General features: G+C 68.8%; 18 protein-coding genes. 13 read left to right on the plus strand and 5 right to left on the minus strand.

Annotation, left to right across the window (positions count from 1 at the left end; translation table 11 throughout):
• Positions 1–55 precede the first annotated feature (55 nt).
• Together ASC65_RS12775 and ASC65_RS12780 are read right to left on the minus strand one after the other, a co-directional pair.
• Positions 56–7,210 (minus strand): peroxidase family protein, encoded by a 7,155-nt coding sequence (locus ASC65_RS12775; protein WP_056453898.1) that lies wholly within the window; start codon positions 7,208–7,210, stop codon positions 56–58.
• Between the two features lie 375 nt (positions 7,211–7,585).
• Complete coding sequence (locus ASC65_RS12780; RefSeq protein WP_162245682.1) at positions 7,586–8,245, minus strand: LuxR C-terminal-related transcriptional regulator; 660 nt, start codon at positions 8,243–8,245, stop codon at positions 7,586–7,588.
• A 296-nt stretch (positions 8,246–8,541) separates the two neighbouring features.
• Between ASC65_RS12780 and ASC65_RS12785 the strand changes: the two genes are divergently transcribed.
• The 3 genes from ASC65_RS12785 to ASC65_RS12795 all read left to right on the plus strand — a co-directional run bounded on the left by ASC65_RS12785 (position 8,542) and on the right by ASC65_RS12795 (position 10,623).
• Entirely contained in the window at positions 8,542–8,799 is a 258-nt protein-coding gene (locus ASC65_RS12785; RefSeq protein ID WP_056453904.1) for a hypothetical protein, read from the plus strand.
• Positions 8,800–8,920: 121 nt separating this feature from the next.
• Positions 8,921–9,601: a response regulator gene (locus ASC65_RS12790; protein WP_056453907.1), complete on the plus strand. Its 681-nt coding sequence runs from the start codon at positions 8,921–8,923 to the stop codon at positions 9,599–9,601.
• The gene (locus ASC65_RS12795; protein WP_056453910.1) at positions 9,598–10,623 is read left to right on the plus strand and encodes a sensor histidine kinase; all 1,026 of its coding nucleotides are present in this window, start codon (positions 9,598–9,600) and stop codon (positions 10,621–10,623) included. Before ASC65_RS12790 ends, ASC65_RS12795 begins: the two co-directional genes overlap by 4 nt.
• 9 nt (positions 10,624–10,632) lie before the next feature.
• Here the strand turns inward: ASC65_RS12795 and ASC65_RS12800 are convergent, their stop codons facing one another.
• Together ASC65_RS12800 and acs are read right to left on the minus strand one after the other, a co-directional pair.
• Positions 10,633–10,881, minus strand: a complete 249-nt coding sequence (locus ASC65_RS12800) for a hypothetical protein (RefSeq protein WP_056453912.1) — start codon at positions 10,879–10,881, stop codon at positions 10,633–10,635.
• Between the two features lie 111 nt (positions 10,882–10,992).
• Complete coding sequence (gene acs / locus ASC65_RS12805) at positions 10,993–12,945, minus strand: acetate--CoA ligase (protein WP_056453917.1); 1,953 nt, start codon at positions 12,943–12,945, stop codon at positions 10,993–10,995.
• A 223-nt stretch (positions 12,946–13,168) separates the two neighbouring features.
• Here acs and ASC65_RS12810 point away from each other — a divergent pair, with 223 nt between their 5' ends.
• The 6 genes from ASC65_RS12810 to ASC65_RS12835 are packed head-to-tail and all read left to right on the plus strand — an operon-like array spanning position 13,169 to position 19,159.
• Positions 13,169–13,825 carry a DUF4129 domain-containing protein gene (locus ASC65_RS12810; RefSeq protein ID WP_056453920.1) on the plus strand — a complete coding sequence of 219 codons (657 nt, stop codon included), beginning with the start codon at positions 13,169–13,171 and terminating at the stop codon, positions 13,823–13,825.
• Positions 13,822–15,054 carry a DUF4350 domain-containing protein gene (locus ASC65_RS12815; protein ID WP_056453923.1) on the plus strand — a complete coding sequence of 411 codons (1,233 nt, stop codon included), beginning with the start codon at positions 13,822–13,824 and terminating at the stop codon, positions 15,052–15,054. The genes ASC65_RS12810 and ASC65_RS12815 overlap by 4 nt, the downstream gene beginning before the upstream one ends.
• On the plus strand, positions 15,041–15,997 hold the full coding sequence (locus tag ASC65_RS12820; RefSeq protein WP_056453927.1) for an AAA family ATPase: 957 nt from the start codon (positions 15,041–15,043) through the stop codon (positions 15,995–15,997). The genes ASC65_RS12815 and ASC65_RS12820 overlap by 14 nt, the downstream gene beginning before the upstream one ends.
• Positions 15,994–17,298, plus strand: coding sequence for a DUF58 domain-containing protein (locus tag ASC65_RS12825; RefSeq protein ID WP_056453930.1), 1,305 nt, complete (start codon positions 15,994–15,996; stop codon positions 17,296–17,298). The genes ASC65_RS12820 and ASC65_RS12825 overlap by 4 nt, the downstream gene beginning before the upstream one ends.
• Positions 17,295–18,293, plus strand: a complete 999-nt coding sequence (locus ASC65_RS12830) for a stage II sporulation protein M (protein WP_056453933.1) — start codon at positions 17,295–17,297, stop codon at positions 18,291–18,293. The genes ASC65_RS12825 and ASC65_RS12830 overlap by 4 nt, the downstream gene beginning before the upstream one ends.
• Entirely contained in the window at positions 18,290–19,159 is an 870-nt protein-coding gene (locus tag ASC65_RS12835; protein WP_056453937.1) for an RDD family protein, read from the plus strand. The genes ASC65_RS12830 and ASC65_RS12835 overlap by 4 nt, the downstream gene beginning before the upstream one ends.
• A 19-nt stretch (positions 19,160–19,178) precedes the next feature.
• Here the strand turns inward: ASC65_RS12835 and ASC65_RS12840 are convergent, their stop codons facing one another.
• Entirely contained in the window at positions 19,179–19,940 is a 762-nt protein-coding gene (locus ASC65_RS12840; protein ID WP_056453939.1) for a hypothetical protein, read from the minus strand.
• 185 nt (positions 19,941–20,125) lie between these two features.
• Between ASC65_RS12840 and ASC65_RS17210 the strand changes: the two genes are divergently transcribed.
• The 4 genes from ASC65_RS17210 (at position 20,126) to ilvG (ending at position 24,844) form a co-directional block, all read left to right on the plus strand.
• The gene (locus tag ASC65_RS17210; protein WP_156459662.1) at positions 20,126–20,278 is read left to right on the plus strand and encodes a hypothetical protein; all 153 of its coding nucleotides are present in this window, start codon (positions 20,126–20,128) and stop codon (positions 20,276–20,278) included.
• A gap of 99 nt (positions 20,279–20,377) precedes the next feature.
• Positions 20,378–22,126, plus strand: a complete 1,749-nt coding sequence (gene ilvD, locus ASC65_RS12845) for a dihydroxy-acid dehydratase (protein ID WP_056453943.1) — start codon at positions 20,378–20,380, stop codon at positions 22,124–22,126.
• A 2-nt stretch (positions 22,127–22,128) separates the two neighbouring features.
• Positions 22,129–23,136 (plus strand): ketol-acid reductoisomerase, encoded by a 1,008-nt coding sequence (gene ilvC / locus ASC65_RS12850; protein WP_442854128.1) that lies wholly within the window; start codon positions 22,129–22,131, stop codon positions 23,134–23,136.
• Positions 23,137–23,140: 4 nt separating this feature from the next.
• The gene (ilvG, locus tag ASC65_RS12855) at positions 23,141–24,844 is read left to right on the plus strand and encodes an acetolactate synthase 2 catalytic subunit (RefSeq protein WP_056453949.1); all 1,704 of its coding nucleotides are present in this window, start codon (positions 23,141–23,143) and stop codon (positions 24,842–24,844) included.
• Position 24,845 lies beyond the last annotated feature (1 nt).

Consider the following 24,845-nt stretch of genomic DNA (forward strand, 5'->3'; position numbering starts at 1 on the left):
CCCCCGACCGCCGAAACGATCGGAAACCGGGGTCCCCGGGGTTGGCTGCAGGGGATCAATACAGCCAGTCGTCGAGGTGGAAGCCCTTCTCGGCCGGACGGCCGTCGGTCCAGTCCTCCCAGGTGTGCATCGCCACGGTGCCGGCGAAGACCGACCGAGGGGCGAAGACTTCGAACGCTTCCGGCAGGACCTGCGCATCGAACAGGCCCTTGGCGGAGAGATCGGCGACCCCCGGCAAGACCTGCGGGTCGACGACCTCGCCCAGCAGGAAGGCGTCCTGGTCGGCCGCCGGCAGAACCAGAGCCGTGTCGGCCGACTTGGCGCTCATCAGCGGGGCGCCGGCGGCGACGAGGGTGGAGATGGCCACCGCCGCCGCTGAGCCGAAGCGCACCTGCTCGACGCCGGTCAGCAGATCGATCCCGTCGCGGCCGCTGACCGTATCGGTGATCCGGTAGGCGCCGCCGCCCAGATCCTCGACCGTGTAGTTGGCCCGCGCGCCGCTGAAGACGGCGATGTCGGTCCCGCCGCCGCCGTTCAGGGTGTCGTTGCCCTGGCCGCCGGTGAGGGTGTCCGCGCCCGCGCCGCCAGTGATCACGTTAGCCAGGGCGTTGCCGACGCCGGCGAAGGCGCCCGCACCGGTATACTCCAGGTTCTCGACATTGGCCTTGAGGGTGTGGCTCGCCAGGGCCGTCGCCACGGTGTCGGTCCCCTCGCCCGCCGCCTCGACGATCGAGTCGCCGGTGGCGCTGACGATGTAGCGGTCATCGCCAAGGCCGCCCTGAAGGGTGTTGGCCGTACCGGAGCCGCCGACCAGGACGTCGTCGCCGGCGAGACCGATCAGATAGTCCGCCCCGGCGCCGCCGGTGAGGACGTTGGCGACGGCGCTGCCGATCAGGGTGTCGTTCAGGGCCGAACCGATGAGGTTCTCGATGTCGGTCAGGCTGTCCGAGCCGCCGTCGCCGTCGTTGGAGGCGACGCCGCCGCTCAGGTTGACCGAGACCCCGGCCGCCGCCGCGGCGTAGGTCGCCGTGTCGACGCCCGCGCCGCCCTTCAGCTGGTCCGCCCCGCCGCGGCCGGCGAGGGTGTCATTGCCCTCCCCGCCCTCGAGGATGTTGGCGGCGCTGTTGCCGACCCCGGAGAAGTCGCCGGTCCCGATGAAGACCAGGTTCTCGAAGTTCGCCTTCAGCTCGTAGGCCGCGCGGTTGGTGGCGACGGTGTCCGTACCTTCGCCGGCCACCTCGATCAGGGTGTCGTTGGCTTCGACGATATAGGTGTCGTTGCCCTGGCCGCCCTGCATCTGGTTGGCCAGACCGGCGCCGCCCGACAGCACGTCGTCGCCGCCGAGGCCGAGGAGGACATCCGAACCCGCGCCGCCGAACAGGATGTTCGCGCCGGCCGCGCCGATCAGGGTGTCGTTGAAGGCCGAGCCGACCACATTATCGATGCTGGACAGGGCGACGATGTCGTCGGTGTCCGCCTTCTCGATGGCCGTGCCGGCGCCCAGGTTCACCGTCAGGGCGCCCGAAGCCGCCTCGAAGCTGACCGTATCCATGGCCGCCGCCGAGCCGACGACGGCGTCATCGTCGTCACCCGCCACGAACATCTGGTCCGAGGCGCCGACCGAAGCCGCGAGCACCGCCGCCGCCGGGCCGAAGGCCTCGATGACGTCGTCCGGACGCAGGGTCCCGACGATGGTGTCGCTGCCGCCGTTCTGGCGGAAGACGATCCGGTGCGCCGAGGTCAGGGCCGAGATGTCGACGGTGTCGTCGCCCTCCGAGCCGTCCAGGGTGATGGTGCTGGTGGCCAGGCTGGTGCCGACGAACGAGCCGATCGGGATGAAGACGTCGCCGCCGCCGAAGCCGCTGATGACGATTTCCTCGATATTGTCGAGCTCGGCGATGACCGAGGCGTTGCTCGTCCCGTTGCGGGTGATGACGATCTCGGTGTTGGCGTTCAGGCCGGTGATGCCGGCCGCCAGCGCCGCCGTCCGCGAGTAGATGCGGTAGGTCTCGGCCGAGGCGTCGCCCTGGATGCGGACGGTGTCGGTGTTCAGGCCGCCGTCGATGAAGTCGCGGCCGTCGCCGACGCCGACCAGGATCAGGTCGTTGCCCGCCCCGCCCAGCGACGTGTCGTTGCCGGCGCCGCCGACGAGGACGTCGTTGCCGCCCGCGCCGTTGACGGTGTCATTGCCGCCGTGGCCGAGGACGATGTCGGCTCCCGTGCCGCCATTGGAGGTTCCGGCCGCGTTCGTGCCGTTCACCAGGCCATAGGTTGCACCGGCGAAGCGCAACTGCTCGACCGTCGTCAGGGTGTCTGTCCCTTCCCCGCCGGCCAGATCGGTCACCGTCAGTTGACCCGTCCCGTTCAGGCCGAAGGCGAAGCCGCCCACAGACCCCGCCCAGACCGCCACGTCGGAACCCCCCGCGCCGCCGTCGATCCGGTCGTTGCCGGCGCCGCCGTTGAGCGTGTCGGTCCCGCCGGCCCCGTTGAGCTGGTCGTCGCCGGCATTGCCGTTGAGGGTGTCGTTGGCCCCGAGGCCGAACAGGCCGCTGGTGCCGTCGGCGATATCGTCGCCGGCGGTGCCGTTGAAGGTGTTGGCGAGGAACGCGATGGCGTCCCAGTTATCGCCGACCACGCCGGTGGGGACCGAGTAGACCACCTCGGCATTGCCGCGGGCGTCGGTGAAGCTGACCTCGACGCGCAGGGTCCCGCCCACCTGGCCGCCGAAGCCCAGGATGCCGTCATTCGGCGTGAAGGACGCAGCGGTGGCGCCGCCGATGTCCGTCCAGGTCGTGCCGCCGTTGGTCGACACCTGCCACTGGTAGGAGAAGGCGCCCAGGCCGTTGCCGTCCTGGATGCCCGCGGTGTTGACGGTCAGGGTCTGGCCTTCGGTCGGCGTCTGGTCGTTGATCACCGGCAGGCCGGTGGCCGGCGCGTTGACCAGCTGGTCGACGTCGTACTCGACCGTGCCGCCGTTGCCGTCCGAGAAGCGCAGCCGTTCGATGTTGAACAGCCGGTCCTCGCCGTCGGACAGCGGGCGGGTGTTCAGGCCCTCCACATTGCCCGGATCGCCGTCGTCGCCCTGAGCGTCCTCGTCGAAGCCCGTATGAGAGATGGTGACGCTGCCGTCAGCGTTGCGGGTGAAGGTGTAGTTCTCGACCACGTCCGTATAGACGGCCACGTCGACGCCGGTGTTGGCCAGGTCGCCGTCAATGATCTCGCGGACGATGACCAACTGGCCGGCATGAAGTTCGCCGGACAGCATGCGGGCAGCGAGCTGGGTCATGCTGTCGACGCTGAACAACTCGGGTCCGCTGCCGTCGTTGTTGGCCCTCACGCTGATGCGCACGTTGAGCCAGCTGTCGCCGTCGATGATGTCATTGCCGGCCAGGCCGGTAATGACGTCGCTGCCGCCGCCGCCCAGGAGGATGTCAGCCGCGGCGGCGGTGTTCATCACCACCACTTCCTGATTGCCGTTGGCGTCGAGGACCGGCGAGCCGTCCTCATTGACCACGGGCACCCGGGTCAGGTGGGCCACCAGAGCGGCCAGGCCGTCGATCAGGTGGACATTCTTCTCGAGCAGGTCGTTCGAATAGGAGTCCAGCGGCGAGTCCGCGGACGGGATCGCGGCGGTGCCGCTGGCCTCGACCGCGGTATTCACCGGACGGGAGCGGCCGACCAGCACGTCGTTATGGATCCAGCCCGAGAGCCCTTCGACAAGGTCGAAGCGGTCACGCAGGATGACGGCTTCCTGGGTCTCGAAGACCGCGATCCCCAGGTTGGAGTTGGCCGCGTGGGCGTCGCCCTTGTGGATGGCCCAGTCGAAGCCGGCCATGCCGTTGTTCCGCTGGATGCCCTCGGCCTGGAACATGATGTCGTCGCCGGATTCACCGTCGTAGTCGGTGTCGCTGCCGCCGCCGTTCATGACGTCGTGGCCGATGATCCGGGAGTTGAAGAACAGTTCCGAGTTGTCGCCCGACATGATGTCGAAGCGCGGGCCGCCTTCCAGCCAGTCGTCGCCCTCGTTGCCGAGCAGGCCGTCGCCGCCGTCGCCGCCGAGCATGAAGTCGTTGCCGGTGCCGCCGAAGGCCTCCTTGCCGTCCGGGCCGGTGACGATGAAGTCGTTGCCGGCGTTGCCGAAGATCAGGGCCAGGCCCGAACCGCCGTGGATGACGTCATTGCCTTCATTGCCGTGCAGGAAGTCGGTCTCGCCGATGTCCGTGCCGGAGTTGGTGATGATGTCGTCGCCGGCGCCGCCGAAGACCTTGTCGACGCCGTAGCCGGCCTCGATCTTGTCGTCGCCGCCGTAGCCCCACAGGGCGTCGTCACCACCGCCGGCGACGATGGTGTCCGCGTTCTCCGTCCCGCCGACGATGAAGTGCTCGTTGCTGTTGATGCGGATGTAGGCGGCGTCGGTGGTGGTGTCGTTGATCAGGGCGCCGGCCGCGTCCCGGCGCTCGACCAGCCGCGAGACGGCGGCCAGCATCGGATCGTCGTGGGTCGGATCGACGCCCAGCTGCTTGCTGATGTCCATCTCGAGGATGGGCATCTGGAAGGCCGAGAACAGGTCGCCCGGCAGGGCGGTCGAGTCATGGCTGTCCAGGTCGGTGTTGCGACGGACCAGCTCGGAGAAGGTGTTGTTCTCCAGCTCGTTCAGCAGGTTCAGGCCCTGGACCCGCGACAGGTAGTAGAAGCGGTCGGCCTCCTGCAGGTTCTCCATCGTCATTTCGAAGACGAAGCTGAAGGACGAACCGAGCATGCCGCCGAAGGCCATCTTCTTCTCGGCCAGGCCGCCGATCCAGAAGTCGACCGTGTTCAAGCCGCCCAGCGATCCGCCGGCGTAGGTCCCGGTGGCGTTCAGGAAGTCCAGCCGGTCGGCCGGGGCCCCTTCGCCGCCGAGCACCAGCAGCATGGCGGCGTCGCGCTTCTCGTCGACCGTCACCGCGCCGGTGATGGAGCTGTGCGTGCCGTAGGCGGCGATGAAGTTGATCACCGAGGCCGGGTTCTTCAGGTTCACCGCGAAGTCGGCCCAGCTCTCATAGGGCTTCAGTTGGGTGTCGCCGGTCTCCTCGTAGAAGCGGGCGCGGGCCTCGTTCAGCGGCGGGGTGCCGACGTCCCGGCCACGGGCCAGGTTGATGGTGGCCAGGTCCAGCGGCAGGCCCAGCAGGTTGTTGCGCAGGGCCCCGGTGACGAACTCGTCGATCTCGTTGCCCGTCTGGCTCGCCATGCCGCGAATGATGGCCCCGGCCGCAACGTCGGCGTCGCCCGCGCTGGCGAACTCGATCGGATTGAGGAAGCCCTGGATCAGACTGATGTCGTCGCGGACCGGATTGCCGTTCTCGTCGATGCGGATGCGGGCGATGTCCTCGGTCAGCATGGAGTGGCCGAACCGGTAGACGACGTGGGCGAACTCGGCCGCGATGGCCGGGTTGATGTCGGCCGAGGGCTCAAAGACGAAGACGTCGATGTCCGGCTGCATCTTGCGGCCGAACTCCTCGAACACGAGGTGCTGGTACTCCATCTCATTGGTGAAGCGACCGACCTGGAACAGGCGCTCGCCGTCCCACACCAGGGCCGCGATAGCGGCCGGGCTGGTCGGAATCTCGGTGACGTCGACCAGCAGCCACTCATTGAGGAAGGCCAGGTCGCCCGAGCTGAGCGCCAGCGCCTTGGTCTGGTCGACAATCCGGTTGTGCTCCGAGTGGAAGACGTGGTGCACCGCGGTCAGGGCGATGTTCTCGTTCGCCCGACCGTCGCCGGCGATGTAGTGGGCGTCGAGCAGCTCGTTATCGTACGAGGTCTGGTTGCCGCGGGCGTCGTAGCCGCCGGAATAGCCGACCGCCGTATCGCTATCGGCCTGCAGCACGCCGCCGACCGAGACCGGACCGGCCGCGTGGGCGATGTCGTCGAGGAAGGCGTGGCTGGTCAGGATGGCCGAAGGCGGAATGTTGACGCCCAGGCCGCCGTTGGCCGCCGGATCGCCTTCCAGCAGGACGTCGTCCGCGGTCCCGAGCTGACCATCCGGGCCGAGTCCCACGACCAGTTGCGGACGCCCGTTCGCGCCGGGGATGAAGTTGCCGTAGGGGTCCGAGGCGATCAGCGGGATCTTGCCGACGTGGGCGTCGGTCAGGTTGATGCCCAGCATCTCGCGGGCCTGCGCCTTGATGTCGGCCCAGGTGGCCAGCCCGCCGCCCACCGAACCTTCAAGCAGATGGCCGCTGGCGATCGGCGAGCCGTCCGGCCCGTCGATGTATTCGCGCATGAAGATCTGCTTCGAGGCCGTCGAACCGTAGGTCTGGTTCTGGTCGACCCAAGGCGTGGTCAGGTTGGTCGGCGCACGACCGTCGTCTTCCGTGCCGAGGCGGCCGTCGGGTCCCGCGTCGACGGAGACGCGTGTCAGGACCATGAAGTTGGTGTGGCTGCCTTCGACGTAGAGCGGATCGTCCGGCTGCAGAGGCACATACACGCTGCCGCTGCCGCCCTTGGCGACCAGATCGAGACCGTGGTCGAAGAACTGGCCGAAGATGGTCATCCAGCCGTTGTAGGGCGAGGACAGGCCCTCATCGGGCGAGACGTTGGGCAGGAAGACGGAGTCGCCCTCCATCTGGATGCCGTAGCCCTCCAGGGCCAGGGCCAGTTCGGCCTCGGCCGCAGTCAGCACGGTCGGATCGCCGCCCTCGGCGGCTTCGACGGCGGCGTGCAGGGCGCGGATGTCCGCCAGGGCGGCCATCAGCTCGGGTCCGGGAACGCCGGCATACTGCAACGCCGCCATGATGACGGCGGGGTTGTTCAGGGACTGGTCGGCGACGAGGTTCGAGATCAGGCGCGGATCGGCGTCGATCACCGTGCCGCTGCCCGGTCCCGGCATGGTTCCCGGCAGCGGGCCGGAGTTGCCGTAGTCATTGTTGGTGTAGGTCATGCCCGGACCGAAGGTCATCTGGTCGCCGTCGGCGTCGTTCAGATAGCTCGGGGTGAACAGGCCGGGGAAAGACTGGTCCGAGGCGCCCCACAGCTCGCGGCCGGGCAGCAGATTGTTGTAGCTGCCGTCGACCGTGCGCAGGCCGTAGGGCAGCAGGTGGGCCTGGGCGAGGCCGTCGTTGCCCCCGTAGCCGGCCACCAGGGCGGCGAGATTTCCGCCGGCCGCATGGGCCTCGGCGATCTTGATCTGGTTCAGGATGAACTGAAGGTCGTGTTTGACGAGCGTAACCATAGGACTTCTCCCCGCGCATAGCGTTGCTGCGCGCCAAACCGGAGGTCTGACGCTGATTTGAGTTCAACAGGGAACTGATTGGTCATAGCGACGGACGCAGGAGTGCGAGGTTTGCCGCTATAGTTCTGAAGGCCCCATTTCGAACACTAAGTTCAGGTTACGTGAACCATACTCCGCGTCGATATTGTCTCCCGACATAGGCCGGAACCTACCACCCACTTAATCAATTGGTAATAGATTTGCGCTTGCGGAGCGATTACAGCGCATGCGCTACGCGAATACTTCAATCGACCACGCCGAAAGGGCGACGCACCCGGGGCGCGCCGCCTTCGATCTCTCGGAAAACCCGTCCGGCCAGGCCGGACGACGAGCGCCCTACCAGGCCACCCCCACGCGTCGCCCATCGGGGAAGCCCGGCAGCAGATGCTGGCCATAGGGCCCACGCAGCACCAGGGCCGCCTCGACGCGATTGCGAACGCCCAGCTGACGGAAGGCGGCCAGCAAGTGAACCTTGACCGTCCCCTCGCAAATCCCGAGGGCGCGCCCGATCTCCTTGTTGGACTTGCCGTCGGCCAACAGCCCCAGAACATCTCCCTGACGCTGGGTCAGCCCCGGACCGACATCGTTGGCCGGCACGCGCGACACAGCCGCGACCTTGCGCTCGCCTTCAGACACCCGGACCTGGCCGGCGAGAACCGCCCGCAGGTCGGCGGCGATCTGCTCGTCCGCCCGGTCCTTGAGAACATAGCCGCGCGCCCCCGCCGCCAGAGCGTCGCTGGCTCCCAGGGTCGTGCGCGCGCCCGCCACCATGACCACCTTGGCCGCGGGGAAGTTGGCGACGATGTCGCGGACCCCTTCCGCACCATGCAGGTCGGGAAGCTCGGTATCGAGCATGATCAGGCAGGTGGCGCCCCATCCACGCAGGATGGCCATGGCGCCGCCCAGGTCACCGACCCCTGCGACCTGGCTGACTTTCAGATTCCGTTCGGCCAGAGCGAGCAGCCCCGCACGGAACAGAGAATGGCTATCCGCCACCAAAGCTCTCTTGATCGTTCCCATCCCATTCCGCACTTCACAGCGCGGCCTCCAATAACTTCTCCACACATGACAATGTTGACACCCTCATACGTCAACGTAATTCCGTCATTTAATAGTAAGAATTCAGCTCTTTACCTATATAGTCGTAATCAATACAAACTACCCGGTCAGCATCGCGTCAGGTCAGCGTCAGACGGCAGTCAGGTTACGTCAGAAACAAGTCAGTTTTACTGTCAGATCGCCGTCAGGATACGGTCAGGTTCGCGTCAGAGATCTGCGTTACGCTTCCCCTCATGTGCGAAGCTCCTGTCGACCTCGAAAACCTGCGCCGGGCGCTGGAACTCTCCGTGGAGCGGGCGGAGGCGTACACGCGGCGCCTCGCCGAGACGCAAGCTCCTCGCCACCTGTTGGTCGAGGCTCAGGACGACTGGAGCGACGCGGTGTCGAACCTCGCGGCCTACCTGCTGGCCACCGGCGAGCCGGGCTGGGTCGGCTCCACACGCGCTACGGTCTACAGCGCAAGCTCTGCGCCGGAGTTGCGTCCGGTGTAGCTCCTCCCGGCGTCGCCCGCCGGACGCCGCGCCGTTTCGACACAGTCACGTAACGGCGGCTTGCATCAGGAGATGCAACCCCGCATTATGATGGGGAAATTCAATAGTTCCGGTTGTCGGTGTGCGACTTCTACTCGTAGAAGACAATGTTCGACTATCCGACCTGGTATCGGAGAGATTGAACGCGCGCGGCTTCTGTTGCGACTGCGCCTATACTCTCCAGTCGGCCGTGGAATGTCTCGATACGAGCACCTACGACCTCGTCGTGCTCGATCTCGGCCTGCCCGACGGCGACGGCCAGCAATGGCTCCAGGCGCAGCGGCGCCGCGGTTTCCTGCCGCCCACCCTCATCCTGACCGCACGCAATGGCCTCGAAGATCGGATCGAGGGCCTGAACGCCGGCGCGGACGACTACCTGGCCAAACCGTTCGAGGTGGAGGAGCTGATCGCCCGCCTGCGCGCCCTGATGCGCCGCCCCGGCCTGCGCAGCCAGCCGGTGCTCGAAGTCGGCGCCCTGCGCTTCGAATCCGCCTCGCGCGCCGGCGCCTTCGACGGTGCGCCCCTGGACCTGTCGCGACGCGAGGCCGATCTGCTGGAGTTGCTGATGCGCAATGCCGGCTCCCTGGTCCCGCGCCGGGTCATCGATGACGCCCTGTACGGCATCGAAGAAGCAGTGACGCCCAATGCGGTCGAGGCCATCGTGTCCCGCCTCAGGCGCAAGATCGAGACGGCCGGCGGGGAGGCCATGCTCCATACGGTTCGCGGCATCGGCTATCTGCTCCGAGCCCCGGCCGCCCGATGAAGAACTCGATCGCCGCCCGCCTGCAGCTGCGGCTGGTTCTGATCGCCACCCTGCCCTTCCTCGCTCTGTTCCTGTTCGTCCTGTTCGATGTCGACGGCGTGTTCGACGATCGCTACCAAGACCTCGGGATGACGGGCATCGCCTATGAGATCGGCGACCACGTGGTCCTGCCCTTCCTCGTACTGCTGCCGCCGATGGTCCTGGCCATCCCCTGGGCGGTGCGCCACGCGCTGGCCCCGCTCGGCATGACCGCGCGACGGCTCGACGCCGTAAGCGGACGGGACCGCGGCTTCCGCGTGGAGGTTGACGGCCTGCCGACGGAGACCGCGCCTTTCGCCACCGCGGTCAACGATCTGCTGCGCCGCCTCGACGAGTCGGCCGAACGCCAGGAAGCCTTCGCCGCTGACATCGCCCATGAGCTGAAGACGCCCTTGGCCATTCTGAAGCTCGAGCTGGACGCCTACGGCGACCCGCTGGCGGACAAGATCAAGTCCGACATCCGCGCGATGAACCGGCTGATCGAGCAACTGTTGCTCATCGCCCAGCTGGACGCCGACGCCGCCGCACGGCTGGCTTACGACGCAGTCGACCTGGCCGACGTGGCCCGGGACGTGGTCAGCCGGCACGCGCCGCTGGCCATCGCCGACGGCATCGGCCTCGAGCTGCAGGTTCTGAGCGCCCCCAAGGTGAGCGGCCGCCGCGAAGCCATCGCCGCCGCCCTTCGCAACCTCATTGAGAATGGCCTCCGCGTGACGCCGCGGGACCAGCAGGTCACAGTGATCGTCGGGCCGGGAGCGGAGCTGCGCGTTCAGGACGGCGGGCCGGGGCTGACGCCGGCGCGGCTGGATCAGGTCAGCCAGCGGCTGTCCCGGGCGGACAACGCCAGTTTCGAGGGGGCGGGCCTGGGTCTGGCGATCGTCAACAAGATCATGGCCAGTCACAGCGGACGGCTCACTACCGTGCCGGAGGCGCGCGAGCTCAAGCTGGTGTTCGTCGGAGCCCCCGAAGCCGCGGAGGCCTAGGCCGCCAGGCTAGGAGATCTTCTGCGACAGGAAGACGGCCTGATAGGCGAAGGCCAGGGCCGCGAAGACCCCCAGGACGACGATCCGCGTCAGGCTCGGCGGACGGAAGTGGGACACGGCCAGATCGGTCTCGTGACGCCGCATCTGGAGCCGCCGCAGCGCCCGCGTCTTCATCCGCGGCGCCGGGGCGATGAACTGCCCGCCGGCTTCAAAGATGGCGCGCGCGCCATTTCGCTTGTCTCGTGTGTGGTAGGTCATAACGCTCTCCCCGTGTCCTACGGGAACCACGCCGACGCATGAGTCACAACTCGGCTCAACGCACTAAGACCTAGGTCATACGCCTTACAGGCGAATACCTCAGCGGGAGAATCAACCGTCAGCGCGGTTCCGGACCAGGTCGTCCACCACCGACGGATCGGCGAGGGTCGAGGTATCGCCCAGGGAGGAGAGGTCGTTCTCGGCGATCTTGCGCAGGATGCGGCGCATGATCTTGCCGGAGCGGGTCTTGGGCAGGCCCGGGGCCCACTGGATGCGGTCCGGGGCGGCGATCGGGCCGATCTCGCGGCGCACGTGCAGGACAAGCGCCTGGCGCAGCTCTTCCGTCGGTTCGGCGTCGGCGTTCAGGGTCACATAGGCGTAGATCCCCTGTCCCTTGATGTCGTGCGGGAAGCCGACCACCGCCGCCTCGGCCACATCGTCGTGCAGCACCAGGGCCGACTCGACCTCGGCCGTGCCCATGCGATGGCCGGAGACGTTGATGACGTCATCGACCCGGCCGGTGATCCAGTAGTAGCCGTCCTCGTCCCGGCGGCAGCCGTCGCCGGTGAAATACTTGCCCGGATAGGCGCTGAAATAGGTGTCGAAGAACCGCTGGTGGTCTCCCCAGACCGTGCGCATCTGGCCCGGCCAGCTGTCGGTGATGACCAGATTCCCCGAGGCGGGGCCTTCGAGGACGCCGCCGTCGGCGTCGACCAGCTGCAGCTCCACGCCCGGCAAGGGCTTGGTCGCCGATCCCGGCTTCAGGTCGGTGGCGCCCGGCAACGGCGAGACCAAGGCGCCGCCGGTCTCCGTCTGCCACCATGTGTCCACGATCGGGCATCGGCCTTCGCCGACGACCTCGTGATACCAGCGCCAGGCCTCGGGATTGATCGGCTCGCCGACCGTGCCGAGGAGGCGCAGAGACCGGCGGGACGTCGCATGGACCGGCTCGTCGCCCTCGCGCATCAGCGCCCTCAGCACGGTCGGCGCGGTGTAGAAGATCTCGACCTGATGCTTATCGACGACCTGCCAGAAGCGCCCGAAATCCGGATAGTTGGGCACGCCTTCGAACATCAGGGTGGTCGCGCCGTTGGCCAAGGGACCATAGACGCCATAGGTGTGGCCCGTGACCCAGCCGACATCGGCGGTGCACCAGAAGACCTCGCCGGGGCGGTAGTCGAACACCAGCTCGTGCGTCCACGAGGCCCAGAACAGATAGCCGCCCGTCGTGTGCAGCACGCCCTTGGGTTTGCCGGTAGACCCCGAGGTGTAGAGGATGAACAGCGGGTCCTCGGCGTTCATCGGCTCGCACGGACAGTCGTCGGAAACGCCGTGCTTGGCCTCGCCGTAGCGGACGTCTCGGCCCTCGACGATCGGGATGTCGGCATTGGTGTGCGAGACGATCAGAACCGCCTCGACCGCCTTGTCGGCCGGCAGCTTCTCCAGCGCCGCATCGACATTGGCCTTCAACGGCACCCGCTTGCCGCCACGCAGGCCTTCATCGGCCGTGATCACGACCTTGGAGCCGCAGTCCTCGATCCGGCCCGCCAGGCTATCCGGCGAAAAGCCCCCGAACACCACCGAGTGCACCGCTCCGATGCGGGCGCAGGCCAGCATGGCGACGGCGGCTGCGGGGATCATCGGCAGGTAGAGGGTGACCCTGTCGCCCTTGGCCACGCCCAGCCCCTTGAGCACATTGCCCATGCGGCACACCTCGGCGTGCAGCTGCCGATAGGTCAGGCCGCCCGACTGCGCCGGGTCGTCGCCCTCCCACAGGATGGCCGTCTGCTCGCCGCGGGCTTCCAGATGCCGATCCAGGCAGTTCCAGGCGACGTTCAATTCCCCGTCGGCGAACCAGCGGATGCGGAAGTCCTCGCGGTCAAAGGAGACGTCCTTGATCTCGGTCGGGGCGCTGATCCAGTCGAGGCGCTTTGCCTGCTCCGCCCAGAAGAAATCCGGCGTCTCCCTCGCCGCCACGCGGGCCGCCTGGTAGCCGGCTGCGTTCATTCGGGCGCGGACGGCCCACTCATGCGGAACGGGGTAGATCTCGATCGGATCGGTCATGCGGAGTCCGTGGCTGAATCGCTCCGAGGTCGGCGGCGGCGAGCGCTCGCGGCGGTCCCGGCGAAGGAGGCGCGAATGCTGCGCCGCCGAGGGATCATGGTCAACGCCGCCCTGGCCTCTCGACTTCGCCCGCGGCAATCGGCATCGTGGCCGGGATATGGGGCGTTCGACAGTTGATACCTTTGCGGAAGGCGGCCAGCTGCTTCCGCCAAACGGCGACGCCATGATTCCGGTTGTGCAGGCGCCCCCGGCCGTCCCCGCTGCGCCCGCGCCCCCGCTCAATTTCGACGCCGCCCAGGCCGCTCTGGCGGGCGACCGGAGTCTGCAGTTCAAGTTCGATGCGCCGCCGCCTCCGCCGGAGCCGCCGAGCTGGCTCGGCGACGTGCTGCAGTTCCTCGGCCATTTCGCCCCGGTGTTCGGACTGATCTTCTGGATCGGGCTGGCGGCCGCCGTCCTGGGTTTCCTGTGGCTGGTCGGGCGCGAGATCATTCGTATTCGCCTGCCCGAACGCCGCGACAAGCCGTTGCCGCCCTCCGGCGCCGGCGACTGGCGCCCGGCGGCCGCGGCGGCCAAGGCGCTTCTGTCCGACGCCGACGCCCTGGCCGCCCAGGGCCGGTTCGACGAAGCCGTGCACCTGCTGCTGCTGCGCAGCATCGGCGACATCGACGGCTATCTGCCGAATACCGTGCGGCCGGCGCTGACGGCGCGGGACATTGCGGATCTCGGCCGCCTGCCCGACGCGGCCCGCCCCGCCTTCTCGCGCATCGCACGGGCGGTCGAGTCCAGCCTGTTCGGCGGCCGGCCGGTCGACAAGGAAACCTTCCTCGCCTGTCGCCAGGCCTATGAGGCCTTCGCCTTCCCCGCGGCCTGGTCGGCATGACTGAGACGCCCGTCGAACCCACCGCCCGGACCTTCCGGCCCGGCATCGTCCTCGCGCTCATCCTGGCGGCGGTGTTCTCGCTGTCCGCGATCGGCGTGCTGGGCGCCTACGCCCCCGAGCTCGAGCGCGGCGACAATGGCGGCGACCACGCCCTGTCTCGCTCGGCGATCGGCTACGCCGGCGTGGTGAAGCTGCTTCGGGGCCTTGACCGCGCGGTCCTGGTCAGCCGCGGCGCGACGGGGGCCGGATCCGCTGAAAGCCTCCTCGTCCTGACTCCATCGACCGAGCCCGACGCGAGGGCCCTCAACCGCCTGCTCGACAGCCCGACCGCGACCCTGCTCGTCCTGCCGAAATGGCGGGCCGTTCAGGACCCGATGCGTCGTGGCTGGGTGCGGCGGGACGGCACGCTGCCGCCTGCCGCCAGCCTGTCGGTCCTGCCCGAAACCCTGGCCGCCGGCGTGAATTTGCGCTTGGCGTCCGAGGCGGAAACCGTGCAGCTGAGAAACGCGCCGGGAACGCGGCTCGGCGGGACGGTCCACGTCGAGGAACTCCGGACGATCGACGGGCCGGGCTGGAATCCGATCATCACGGACGCGAGGGGCGGCGCCGTCGTCGTCCAACACCAGGACACCGGCGTTTATGTGCTCTCGGACCCGGATCTGCTGAACACCCGCGGCCTGAACGAACCGGGCAAGGCTCTCACGGCCGTCGCCCTGCTCGACTCGCTTCACCCCGCCGAGGGAGGCGTCGTCTTCGACGTGTCCTTGCACGGCTTCGCTCGGCCGCGCAGCGTGATGCGCCTGCTGCTCGAACCGCCCCTGCTCGGCTTCACCCTGTGCCTGGCCTTCGCGGTCGGCCTGGTCGGTTGGCAGGCGATGGTGCGGTTCGTCCCCCATCTCGATGTCCGCCGGGCGGTGGCGCTGGGCAAGAAGGCGCTCGCTGACAACACCGCCGCCCTGGCGCGACTGGCGCGGCGCGAGCACCGGATGGCGACGCCCTACGCCGAGCTGGTGCGCGCCCAGGCCGCCAAGGCGGTCGCCGCGCCGCCCAATCTTTCCGACGAAGCCCTGACCGCCCTGCTCGACCGGCTGGCGAAGCGGGACGACGTTGCACTCACCTATGCCGCCCTGTCCGCTGACGCGGACAAGGCCAAGAACGCGGGCGACCTGATGGCCGTGGCCCGCGCCCTGAATCGCTGGAAATCGGAGATGACCCGTGGACGTGGCTGAAGTCGGGGCGATCGCCGCCCGCATCCGAGCCGAAGTCGGCAAGGCCGTGATCGGCCAGACCGCAACGGTCGACCTGATGCTGACCGCCCTGTTCTGCGGCGGTCACATCCTGCTGGAGGGGCCGCCGGGAACCGCCAAGACCCTGCTGGCGCAGAGCTTCGCGCGCTCGCTGAGCCTGGACTTCGGCCGCATCCAGTTCACCCCGGATCTGATGCCGGGCGACATTCTCGGGTCGAACATCTTCAACTTCCAGACCTCGACCTTCACCCTGACGCGCGGCCCGGTGTTCTGCGACCTGCTGCTGGCGGACGAGATCAACCGCACCCCGCCCAAGACCCAGGCGGCCCTGCTCGAGGCCATGCAGGAGCGCTCGGTCACCGTCGACGGCGACACCCATGTGCTCAGCGATCGCTTCACCGTCATCGCCACCCAGAACCCGATCGAGCAGCAGGGCGTCTACCCCCTGCCCGAGGCCCAGCTGGATCGTTTCCTGTTCAAGCAGACGCTCGACTATCCGTCGCGGGAAGACGAACTGAAGGTGGTCGAGGCCCACGGCTCGCACGCCGGCATGCCCGACCCGGTCGCCCTGGGCGTCCAGCCGGTGGCGGACAGCGCCACGGTCGGCGCCGCCATCGCCACGGTCGCCCGCGTGCGGCTGTCGCCCGAGATCGCCGGCTATGTCGTCGACCTGGTTCGCTCGACCCGCGAAAGCGCCGACCTGGAGACCGGCGCCTCGCCGCGCGCCGGCGCCATGCTGGCCCTCGCCTCCCGCGCCCGCGCCGTCCTCGACGGCCGCGACTATGTCATTCCCGACGATGTCAAAACGCTCGCCCTGCCGGCGCTGCGTCACAAGGTGGTGCTGTCCCCGGCCGCCGAGATCGAAGGCCGTCGCGTCGAACAGGTCATCCGCAGCCTCATCGACCAGGTCGCCGCGCCGCGATGATCTACCCGACGCGCCTTTGCGTCCTGGCCGCCCTGATCGGCGCGCCCGTGGCCCTCGTCCTCGGTCTGCTTCAGCCGGGACTGTGGCTGGTCGCGCCCGGCTGGCTGTTGGGCCTGGGCGCGCTGATGTTGTGCGACGCCCTGCTGGCCGCGTCGCCGCGCAAGGCGGAGATCACACTTGAGACCCCGGACTACGTCGCCGTGGCCCATCCGACCACGGCCCGGCTCGCCGTCGCCTTCCCCCAGCGCACCATCCATCGCGCTATTCAGGCCGCGCTCGACGCCGAGCCGCGGCTCGGGCTGTGCTCGGCGCGCGGCGAGGCGGACGGCGCGGGCGGTTTCCTGTTCCCGATGCAGCCCGATCGACGCGGCCTGGGCGTGTTCCGGGAGGCCGTCGTCCGCTGGCAAGGGCCGCTGGGCCTGACCTGGCGCCAGGCGCGCCGCAAGCTGGATGAGACCGTCGCCATCGGCGCCGACATCCGCCGCATCGAGGATGAGGCGGTGCGCATGTTTTCGCGCGACGCCCAGCACGGGGCCAAGGTCCAGCTGGACATCGGCGAGGGGGCCGAGTTCCACGCCCTCAGCGACTTCCACTCCGGCATGGACCGCCGGACCGTCGACTGGAAGCAGTCTGCGAGGCACCACAAACTGCTCGCCAAGGAGTTCCGCACCGAGCGCAACCACCAAGTGGTCATGGCGCTGGACTGCGGCCGGACCATGAGCGAGCCGGTCGCGGGCGCGCCGCGCATCGACCGCGCCATTCACGGCGCCCTGATCCTGGCCTACGCCAGCCTGCGCGCCGGAGACCGGGCCGGGCTTTTCGCCTTCGACGACCGTCCCCGCCTGTCGACCGGAGCCGTCGCCGGAGTCGGCTCCTTCCCCCTGCTGGTGCGCCAGGCCGCCCGCGTCGACTACGGCGCCCAGGAGACCAACTACGCGCTCGGCCTGACCAGCCTGTCCTCCAGCTTGAAGCGCCGCTCGCTGGTGGTGATCTTCACCGAGTTCGCCGACTCGACCTCGGCCGAGCTGATGATCGAGACCGTCGGCCGCCTGGTGAAGCGCCACCTGGTGCTGTTCGTGGTCATGCGCGACGAGGAGCTTGAAGCCCTGGTCACCGCCGCCCCCGAGACGCCCGAGGACGTGTCGCGCGCCGTCGTCGCCGCCAGCCTGCTGCGCGAGCGCGATCTGGTCCTGGCCCGCCTGCGCCGCCTCGGCGCCCATATCGTCGAGGGCCCGGCCGACCGGCTGGGTCCTGAAATCCTCAACGTCTACCTCGACCTGAAACGGCGGGATCTGCTGTGAGCGAGCTGCAACTCAAGAGCCAGCGTTTCCGCCAGGACCGGGAAGCCGACTGGCGACGTCTGGAGGCGATCGTCGACAAGGCGGAAAAGAAATCGGCCTCGGCCCTGTCCGACACCGAGATCCGCGCCTTGCCGGTGCTGTATCGCTCGACCCTGTCATCCCTGTCGGTGGCGCGGGCGACATCGCTGGATCAGGGGGTGATCGGCTATTTGGAGAGCCTGTCGGCCCGGGCCTATTTCTTCGTCTACGGGGCGCGTTCGACGCCCCAGGAGCAACTGGCCGCCTTCTTCCGTCACGACTGGCCGCAGGCGGTGCGCGGCATGTGGCGCGAGACCCTGGTCGCCCTGGCCGTGACCATCCTGGGGGCCGCCGTGGCCTGGCACCTCGTCGGCACGGACAACGACTGGTATTTCGCCTTCGTCAACGCGGGCCTGGTGCAGGACCGCGACCCGACCGCCTCCTACGCCAGCTTGCGCGCGACCCTCTATCACGACGAGGGATCCGACGGCCTTTCGTTCTTCGCCACCTACCTGTTCACGCACAACGCCTCCGTCGCGATCACCGCCTTCGCCCTGGGCTTCGCCTTCGGGGCGCCGACGATCCTGTTGCTCCTGATGAACGGAGCCATGCTGGGGGCCATGCTGCACGTCTTCTATTCGAAGGGCCTCGGCTACGAATTCACCGGCTGGCTGCTGATCCACGGCGTCACCGAGCTACTGGCCATCATCTTGGCGGGCGCCGCCGGCCTGCGCATCGGTTGGGCGGTCGCCTTCCCTGGCCGGAACAGTCGCCTGGAGGCGATGTCCGCCGCGGGACGCCAGACCGGCGCCGCCATGGCCGGCGTGGTCCTGATGCTGCTGCTCGCGGGCCTGCTCGAGGGCTTCGGCCGACAGCTGATCGTCAACGACGTGGCGCGCTACGCGATCGCCGCCACGACCGCCCTGATCTGGGGCCTGTATTTCTACGGGCCGCGCCCGACCAAGGCTGCGGCATGAGCGCGATCGAACTGGAGACGTCCGCCGGAAAGCGTCAGCGGACCCTGGTCACGCCCGAAGGCCTCGAGTTGCGGCTGGAGCTGGCCAGCGTCGGCCAGAGGTTCAGCGCCCTGGTCATCGACATGCTGATCATCCTCGGCGTGACGATCGCCCTGATCCTGATCCTGTTCAGCGCCATTGCCCTCACCGGCGGGCACGGCGCCGAAATGGTGGGCATCGTGGCGGTGCTCGGCCTCTTCTTCCTGCGCAACGGCTATTTCCTGGCCTATGAGATGTCGGCCAAGGCGGCGACGCCCGGCAAGCGCATGCTCGGCCTGCGGGTGGCGGCGCGAGACGGCGGCCGCCTGCGCTTCAGCGCGGTCTTCACCCGCAACGCCCTGCGTGAACTCGAGCTGTTTCTGCCGCTGCAGGTGATGATCTCCGCGCCGTTCGGCGACGTCGACGCCTGGATCTACCTCCTGGCCCTGATCTGGTGCGGCGTGTTCGTGCTGCTGCCGCTGTTCAACGCCGACCGGCTGCGCGGCGGCGATCTGGTGGCGGGCACCTGGGTCCTGCGGTCGCCGCGCCAGAAGCTGTTGCGCGACATGGCCGACGAGGGCGCCCTGCATCGCCCGACTTTCCAGTTCACGGCCGATCAGCTGAACGCCTACGGGGTCAAGGAGCTGCAGGTTCTGGAGCAGGTGCTGCGGACCGCCGACCGAGGGACGGTGCGCGCCGTGGCCGACCGGATCGCCGGCAAGATCGGCTATGTTCGAGGCGACGCCAGCGACCTGGAGTTCCTCAAGGCCTACTACCACGCCATTCGGGAACGGCTGGAATCCGGCCTGCTGATGGGCAAGCGGCGCAGGGACAAGTTCGACGTCTGACCCCGCGCCGCCCGCGTGATTACTCGAAGATCGCCGCGACGCTGTCCCGGCCGCCGCCTTCCTTGACGGTGCGCAGTTCGACATAGACCGCCGCGACGCCGGCCGCGCCGATCAGCGAGAACAGGGCCTGGAACACGGCGCTGACGATCGTCGCGATCGGGCTGACCGAGCCGAGGCCGCCGCCGGCGATGGCCGCAATGATGTTGACGGGAATCATCAGCACCCAGCTGGCGATCGCATAGATCACGATCAGGCCGAGGATCACCCAGCGATGGTTCTCGGTCAGCTTCATGCTGCGCGAGAACGCCTGGCCGAAATCAGCGCGCTCGGCGACGACCACGGGGCCGACGACGAACCAGATCAGCGCCAGGAAGATGCCCGGGATCAGCAGGAAGACCGCCCCGATGGCGATTGCGATACCGCTGACGATGCCGACGGCGAGCAGCATCCAGAAGGACCGCATGGCGGCGTCCATGCTGTCGCTGAGCGTCGCCTTGCGGCCGAGCAGGTCGGTGACCACGGTGTGGGTCACCACGCCTTGCAGCAGGATGCCGCAGACCAGGCTGACGACCATCCCGATGAGTCCGGCGAAAAAGGCGCCGACCCAGTTCCCATCAGCCACCCAACCGGCGGAGATCAAGTTCAGGACGGCGGTGGGCACGCCCGCGAACAGCAGGGCGGCGAGCAGCAGTGTGGCGGCGTTGGCGCTGATGGCTCCGAAGGTGCGTTCGATGACGCGGCTCATGTCGAAGCGTTGCTGGCCCATGAAGGCTGAAGTCATTTGTGGGTTCCCCTTTACCGTTACAGCAGAGCATTCCCACTTCACGCGAACAACCTCCAGAAGGCGATCGGGGGATAATTCCACCAACCTCAGGCGCGAGACCCCGTTTGCGCAAAATTCTTCCCACGCCCCTTGTGCGTCGCAGCGAGACATGGTTTCCTGATCCTATCACTCGGAGGTTCCCCGTGGTCGCTCGCGCCCACATCGCTGATCGCTCTGTCGCCCGTACGGCGGCGGCGCCGGCGCGCGACTGGACCGTCGAGATCGCCCTGACCACCCTTATTCTCGTTGTAGCGCTTGTGCTGCTCCCCGGAGCGGTGTGGATGCACGCAACCTGACCTAAGACCCCCTCAGGATCGCCCGCAGCCACCCGCTCCCGAAAGGAAGCGGGTTTTTTGTTGTGTGCGGTCCGGCTCTTCCAGAACCGGCTACGCCAGATGACGCAAGATTTTACCCCGGACAGACCCCCGCCCAACGCGCGCAGCCGCGCCGTGACGGCTGGTCCGAACCGCGCCGCGGCCCGCAGCTATCTGCGCGCGGCCGGCATGACCGATGCCGACTTCGACAAGCCGATGATCGCGGTGGTCAACACCTGGTCGAGCGTCACTCCGTGCAACATGCACCTGGACCGCCTGGCCCGGGACGTCCGCGCCGGCATCATCGCTGCGGGCGGCTATCCGGTCGACTTCAACACCATCGTCGTCACCGACGGCATCTCGATGGGCACGGCGGGGATGAAGGCCTCGCTGATCAGCCGCGAGGTCGTCGCCGACTCGATCGAACTGGCCGTCGAGGGCCACCAGCTGGACGGCGTCATCTGCATTGTCGGCTGCGACAAGACCATCCCGGCCGCCGCCATGGCCTTGGCCCGCATGGATATCCCCGGCCTGGTCTACTACGGCGGCACCATCATGCCCGGCCGGATCGGGGCCAGGGACATCTCGGTCCAGGAGATCTTCGAGGCCATCGGCGCCCATGCCTCGGGCGCCCTGGACGACGAAGGCCTGAAGGCGGTCGAGACCGCCGCCTGCCCCGGCGCCGGCGCCTGCGGCGGCCAGTTCACCGCCAACACCATGGCCATGGCCCTGTCGGTCATGGGCCTGTCTCCCATGGGCGCCAACGACGTCCCGGCCGTCGATCCGGGCAAGGCGTCCGAAGGCGAGCGCTGCGGCCGGCTGATCGTCGAGCGGGTCTTCGCCGGCGACACGGCGCGCAAATACATCACCCGCAAGTCGCTGCGGAACGCCGCCATCGCGGTCTCCGCCTCGGGCGGCTCGACCAACGCCGTCCTGCACCTGACCGCCATCGCCACCGAGGCGGGCGTCCCCTTCGGCATCGAGGACTGCCACCGCGCCTGCGAGGACGCGGCGGTGATCTGCGACCTGAAGCCGGGCGGCCGCTTCCTGGCCTCGCACCTGTACGCGGCCGGCGGCACCCGCCTGGTCGTCCAGCGGATGGCGGCGGCCGGCAAGATCGTCAACACGCCGACCGTCTCGGGCCGGTCCCTGTTCGCCGAGGCCGCCGAGGCCGAGGAGGCCCCGGGCCAACAGGTCGTCACGGACTTCGACCGCCCCGTCGCCGACCGCGGCTCGTTCGCGGTCATCTACGGCGACATCGCCCCCGAGGGGGCGGTCATCAAGCTGACCGGCCACGCCCTGGATCGCTTCGAGGGTCCGGCCTGCGTCTTCGACAGCGAGGAGGACGCCTTCCACGCCGTCCAGGACGGCTCGGTAGGCGAAGGCGATGTGATCATCATCCGCCACGAGGGTCCGCGCGGCGGTCCCGGCATGCGCGAGATGCTGCAGGTCACCGCCGCCCTGAAGGGCCGCGGCGTCCAGAACGTCGCCCTGATCACCGACGGCCGCTTCTCGGGCGCCAGCTACGGCTTCGTCGCCGGCCACGTCTCGCCCGAGGCGGCCGCCGGCGGCCCGATCGCCCTGATCCGCGACGGCGACCCGATCGTCATCGACGTTCCCAACCGCCGGATCGACACCCCCGTCGATCTGGAATCGCGCCGGGCGGGCTTCATCCCCCCTCCCGCCCGTCCGGCGCACGGAACCTTCGCCAAATACCGCGCTGCGGTCGCCTCGGCGGCCCAGGGCGCTGTGACCATCCCCAACCCGCCGCCGGCCCAGGTCCCGACCCACAGTCCGGCCGCCGCCCCTTCCGCCCGCGAGGACGCATGACCATCACCATCTACACCAACGACGACATCCGCCCCGGGGCCATCGCCGGCCAGCGGATCGCCATCATCGGCTACGGCAGCCAGGGCCGGGCCCACGCCCAGAACCTGCGCGACTCCGGCTTCGACGTGGTCGCCGGCGTCCGCGAGGGCGGCAAGGGCTGGACCCATGCCCGCGCCGACGGCATCGCCACCGCCGAACCCGCCGAGGCCGTCCGCGGCGCCGACATCATCGCCATGCTGACCCCGGACATGGCCCAGGCCGAGATCTGGACCGAGACGGTCGAGCCCAACGCCAAGCCGGGCGCGGCCATCCTGTTCGCCCATGGCTTCTCGATCCTCTACGAGCGCGTCACGCCGCGCGCCGACATGGACGTCATCCTGGTCGCGCCCAAGGGCCCCGGCGACCTGGTCCGCCGCGAGTACGCCCGCGGCCGCGGCGTCCCGGCCCTGTTCGCCATCCACCAGGACGCCACGGGCAAGGCCCGTAACCGCGCCATGGGCTACGCCCGCGGCATCGGCGGCGCCATCGGCGGCCTGATCGAGACCAGCTTCCGCGAAGAGACCGAGACCGACCTGTTCGGCGAACAGGCCGTCCTGTGCGGCGGGGCCAAGGAGTTGGTCATGTCCGGCTTCAACACCCTGGTCGAGGCCGGCTACCAGCCCGAGGTCGCCTATTTCGAATGCATGCACGAGCTGAAGCTGATCGTGGACCTGTTCTACGAGGGCGGCGTCTCGAAGATGCACGAGTTCATCTCGGAGACGGCCAAATACGGCGCCGTCGCCTCGGGCCCGCGGATCATCACCGACGAGACCCGCGAGCGCATGCGCGACGTCCTGACCGACATCCAGTCGGGCAGCTTCGCCCGCGAATGGATCGCCGAGAACGAAGCCGGCAAGCCGAAATACCAGGCCTGGTTGGAAGCCGATCACGCCCATCCCATCGAGACCGTCGGAGCCCGCATGCGCGAACGCATGGCCTGGCTGCAGACGGCCAAACCCGAGGCCGCCTGACCCCATGCCCGCCTCCGCCGCCGCCCTGATGCCTGCCCCGTCCCCCGCCCGTTCCGGCGCGCGCCTGCTGGTCTCCACCCTGGAGCGGCTGGGGGTGGAGGTCGTGTTCGGCTATCCGGGCGGCGCCATCATGCCGGTCTATGACGCCCTAACCGGCTCGAGCCTGCGCCACATCCTGGTCCGCCACGAGCAGGGCGCGGCCTTCGCCGCGGACGCCTACGCCCGGGCCTCAGGCAAGGTGGGGGTCTGCATGGCCACCTCCGGCCCGGGAGCCACCAACCTGGTCACCGGCATCGCCAACGCGATGATGGATTCCGTGCCGATGGTCTGCATCACCGGCAACGTCTCCCAGGCCGTCATGGGCACGGACGCCTTCCAGGAGATCGACATCCTGGGCGTCACCCTGCCGATCGTGAAGCACTCGGTCCTGGTTCGCGACCCGGCCGACATCCCCGCCGCCGTCGAGGAGGCGTTCCACATCGCCGCCTCGGGCCGTCCGGGGCCGGTGCTGATCGACCTGCCCAAGGACGTCCAGGTCGGGACCACGACGCAGGACTTCGGCTTCAACGTCCCCAACCACGCCGCGGCCCTGGACGACGACGCCATCGCCCGCGCCGAACAGGCCATCCGCGCCGCCGAGCGGCCGCTGCTGTACATCGGCGGCGGGGTGAAGATCGCCCAGGCGACCGCCGCGGTCCGCGCCTTCGCCGAGGCCACCGGCATCCCCTCGGTCGCGACCCTGAACGCCCTGGGCACCCTGGCCTCCGATGCGCCGGGCCACCTGGGCATGCTGGGCATGCACGGCGGGCGCGCCGCCAACGAGGCGGTCCAGGAGTCCGACCTGCTGGTCGTCCTGGGCGCCCGTTTCGACGACCGCGCCACCGGCAAGCTGGCCGAGTTCGCGCCGCACGCCCGCATCGTCCATTTCGACGTCGACGCCTCCGAGATCGGCAAGCTGCGGGAGACCGCCGTCGCCGTCGCCGGCGACCTGAAGGCCGGCGTCGAGACCCTGACCGCCCGCATGGCGGGTCGCCCGCTGGCCATCGATCCCTGGATCATCCGTTGCGAGACCCGCGCCCGGAACACCGCCTTCGACTACGACGGCGCGCCCGGCGAAGGCGTCTACGCCCCGGCCCTGCTGAACGCCCTGTCGCGCGCCGCCGGCGATCGCTTCGTCGCCGCCTGCGACGTCGGCCAACACCAGATGTGGGCCGCCCAGCACTGCCGCTTCGCCCGGCCGGAGGCGCACATCACCTCTGGCGGCCTGGGAGCCATGGGCTTCGGCCTGCCCGCCGGCATCGGCGCCAAGCTGGCCGATCCAACGGCGACGGTCGTCACCATCGCCGGCGACGGCGGCTTCATGATGAACGTCCAGGAGCTGGCGACCCTGCGCCGCTATGGCATCGCCCTGAAGATCCTGCTGATCGACAACGCCAGCCTGGGCCTGGTGCGCCAGTGGCAGGAGCTGTTCTTCGACGGGAATTTCTCCGAGATCGACCTGTCGGACAATCCCGACTTCGTGCGCGTCGCCGAGGCCTTCGGCGTCGAGGCCTTCCGCATCGATCGCCGCGACCAGGTCGAGACCGGCATCGCCCGCCTGCTGGCCGCGCCGGGGCCCTGCCTCGCCCACGTGATCATCGATCCCCGCGAAAACGTCTGGCCGCTCGTGCCGCCGGGCAAGTCCAACGCCGAAATGATGGAAGGCTGAA

The sequence above is a fragment of the Brevundimonas sp. Root1279 genome, from assembly GCF_001425945.1.
Taxonomy (GTDB): domain Bacteria; phylum Pseudomonadota; class Alphaproteobacteria; order Caulobacterales; family Caulobacteraceae; genus Brevundimonas.

What these genes read in the sequence shown, in the direction of transcription:
- ASC65_RS12775 (WP_056453898.1), bottom strand. Translation starts at nt 7,210, where the DNA reads ATGGTTACGCTCGTCAAACACGACCTTCAGTTCATCCTGAACCAGATC.
- ASC65_RS12785 (WP_056453904.1), top strand. Translation starts at nt 8,542, where the DNA reads ATGTGCGAAGCTCCTGTCGACCTCGAAAACCTGCGCCGGGCGCTGGAA.
- ASC65_RS12795 (WP_056453910.1), top strand. Translation starts at nt 9,598, where the DNA reads ATGAAGAACTCGATCGCCGCCCGCCTGCAGCTGCGGCTGGTTCTGATC.
- ASC65_RS12800 (WP_056453912.1), bottom strand. Translation starts at nt 10,881, where the DNA reads ATGACCTACCACACACGAGACAAGCGAAATGGCGCGCGCGCCATCTTT.
- acs (WP_056453917.1), bottom strand. Translation starts at nt 12,945, where the DNA reads ATGACCGATCCGATCGAGATCTACCCCGTTCCGCATGAGTGGGCCGTC.
- ASC65_RS12810 (WP_056453920.1), top strand. Translation starts at nt 13,169, where the DNA reads ATGATTCCGGTTGTGCAGGCGCCCCCGGCCGTCCCCGCTGCGCCCGCG.
- ASC65_RS12815 (WP_056453923.1), top strand. Translation starts at nt 13,822, where the DNA reads ATGACTGAGACGCCCGTCGAACCCACCGCCCGGACCTTCCGGCCCGGC.
- ASC65_RS12825 (WP_056453930.1), top strand. Translation starts at nt 15,994, where the DNA reads ATGATCTACCCGACGCGCCTTTGCGTCCTGGCCGCCCTGATCGGCGCG.
- ASC65_RS12835 (WP_056453937.1), top strand. Translation starts at nt 18,290, where the DNA reads ATGAGCGCGATCGAACTGGAGACGTCCGCCGGAAAGCGTCAGCGGACC.
- ASC65_RS12840 (WP_056453939.1), bottom strand. Translation starts at nt 19,940, where the DNA reads ATGACTTCAGCCTTCATGGGCCAGCAACGCTTCGACATGAGCCGCGTC.
- ilvD (WP_056453943.1), top strand. Translation starts at nt 20,378, where the DNA reads ATGACGCAAGATTTTACCCCGGACAGACCCCCGCCCAACGCGCGCAGC.
- ilvG (WP_056453949.1), top strand. Translation starts at nt 23,141, where the DNA reads ATGCCCGCCTCCGCCGCCGCCCTGATGCCTGCCCCGTCCCCCGCCCGT.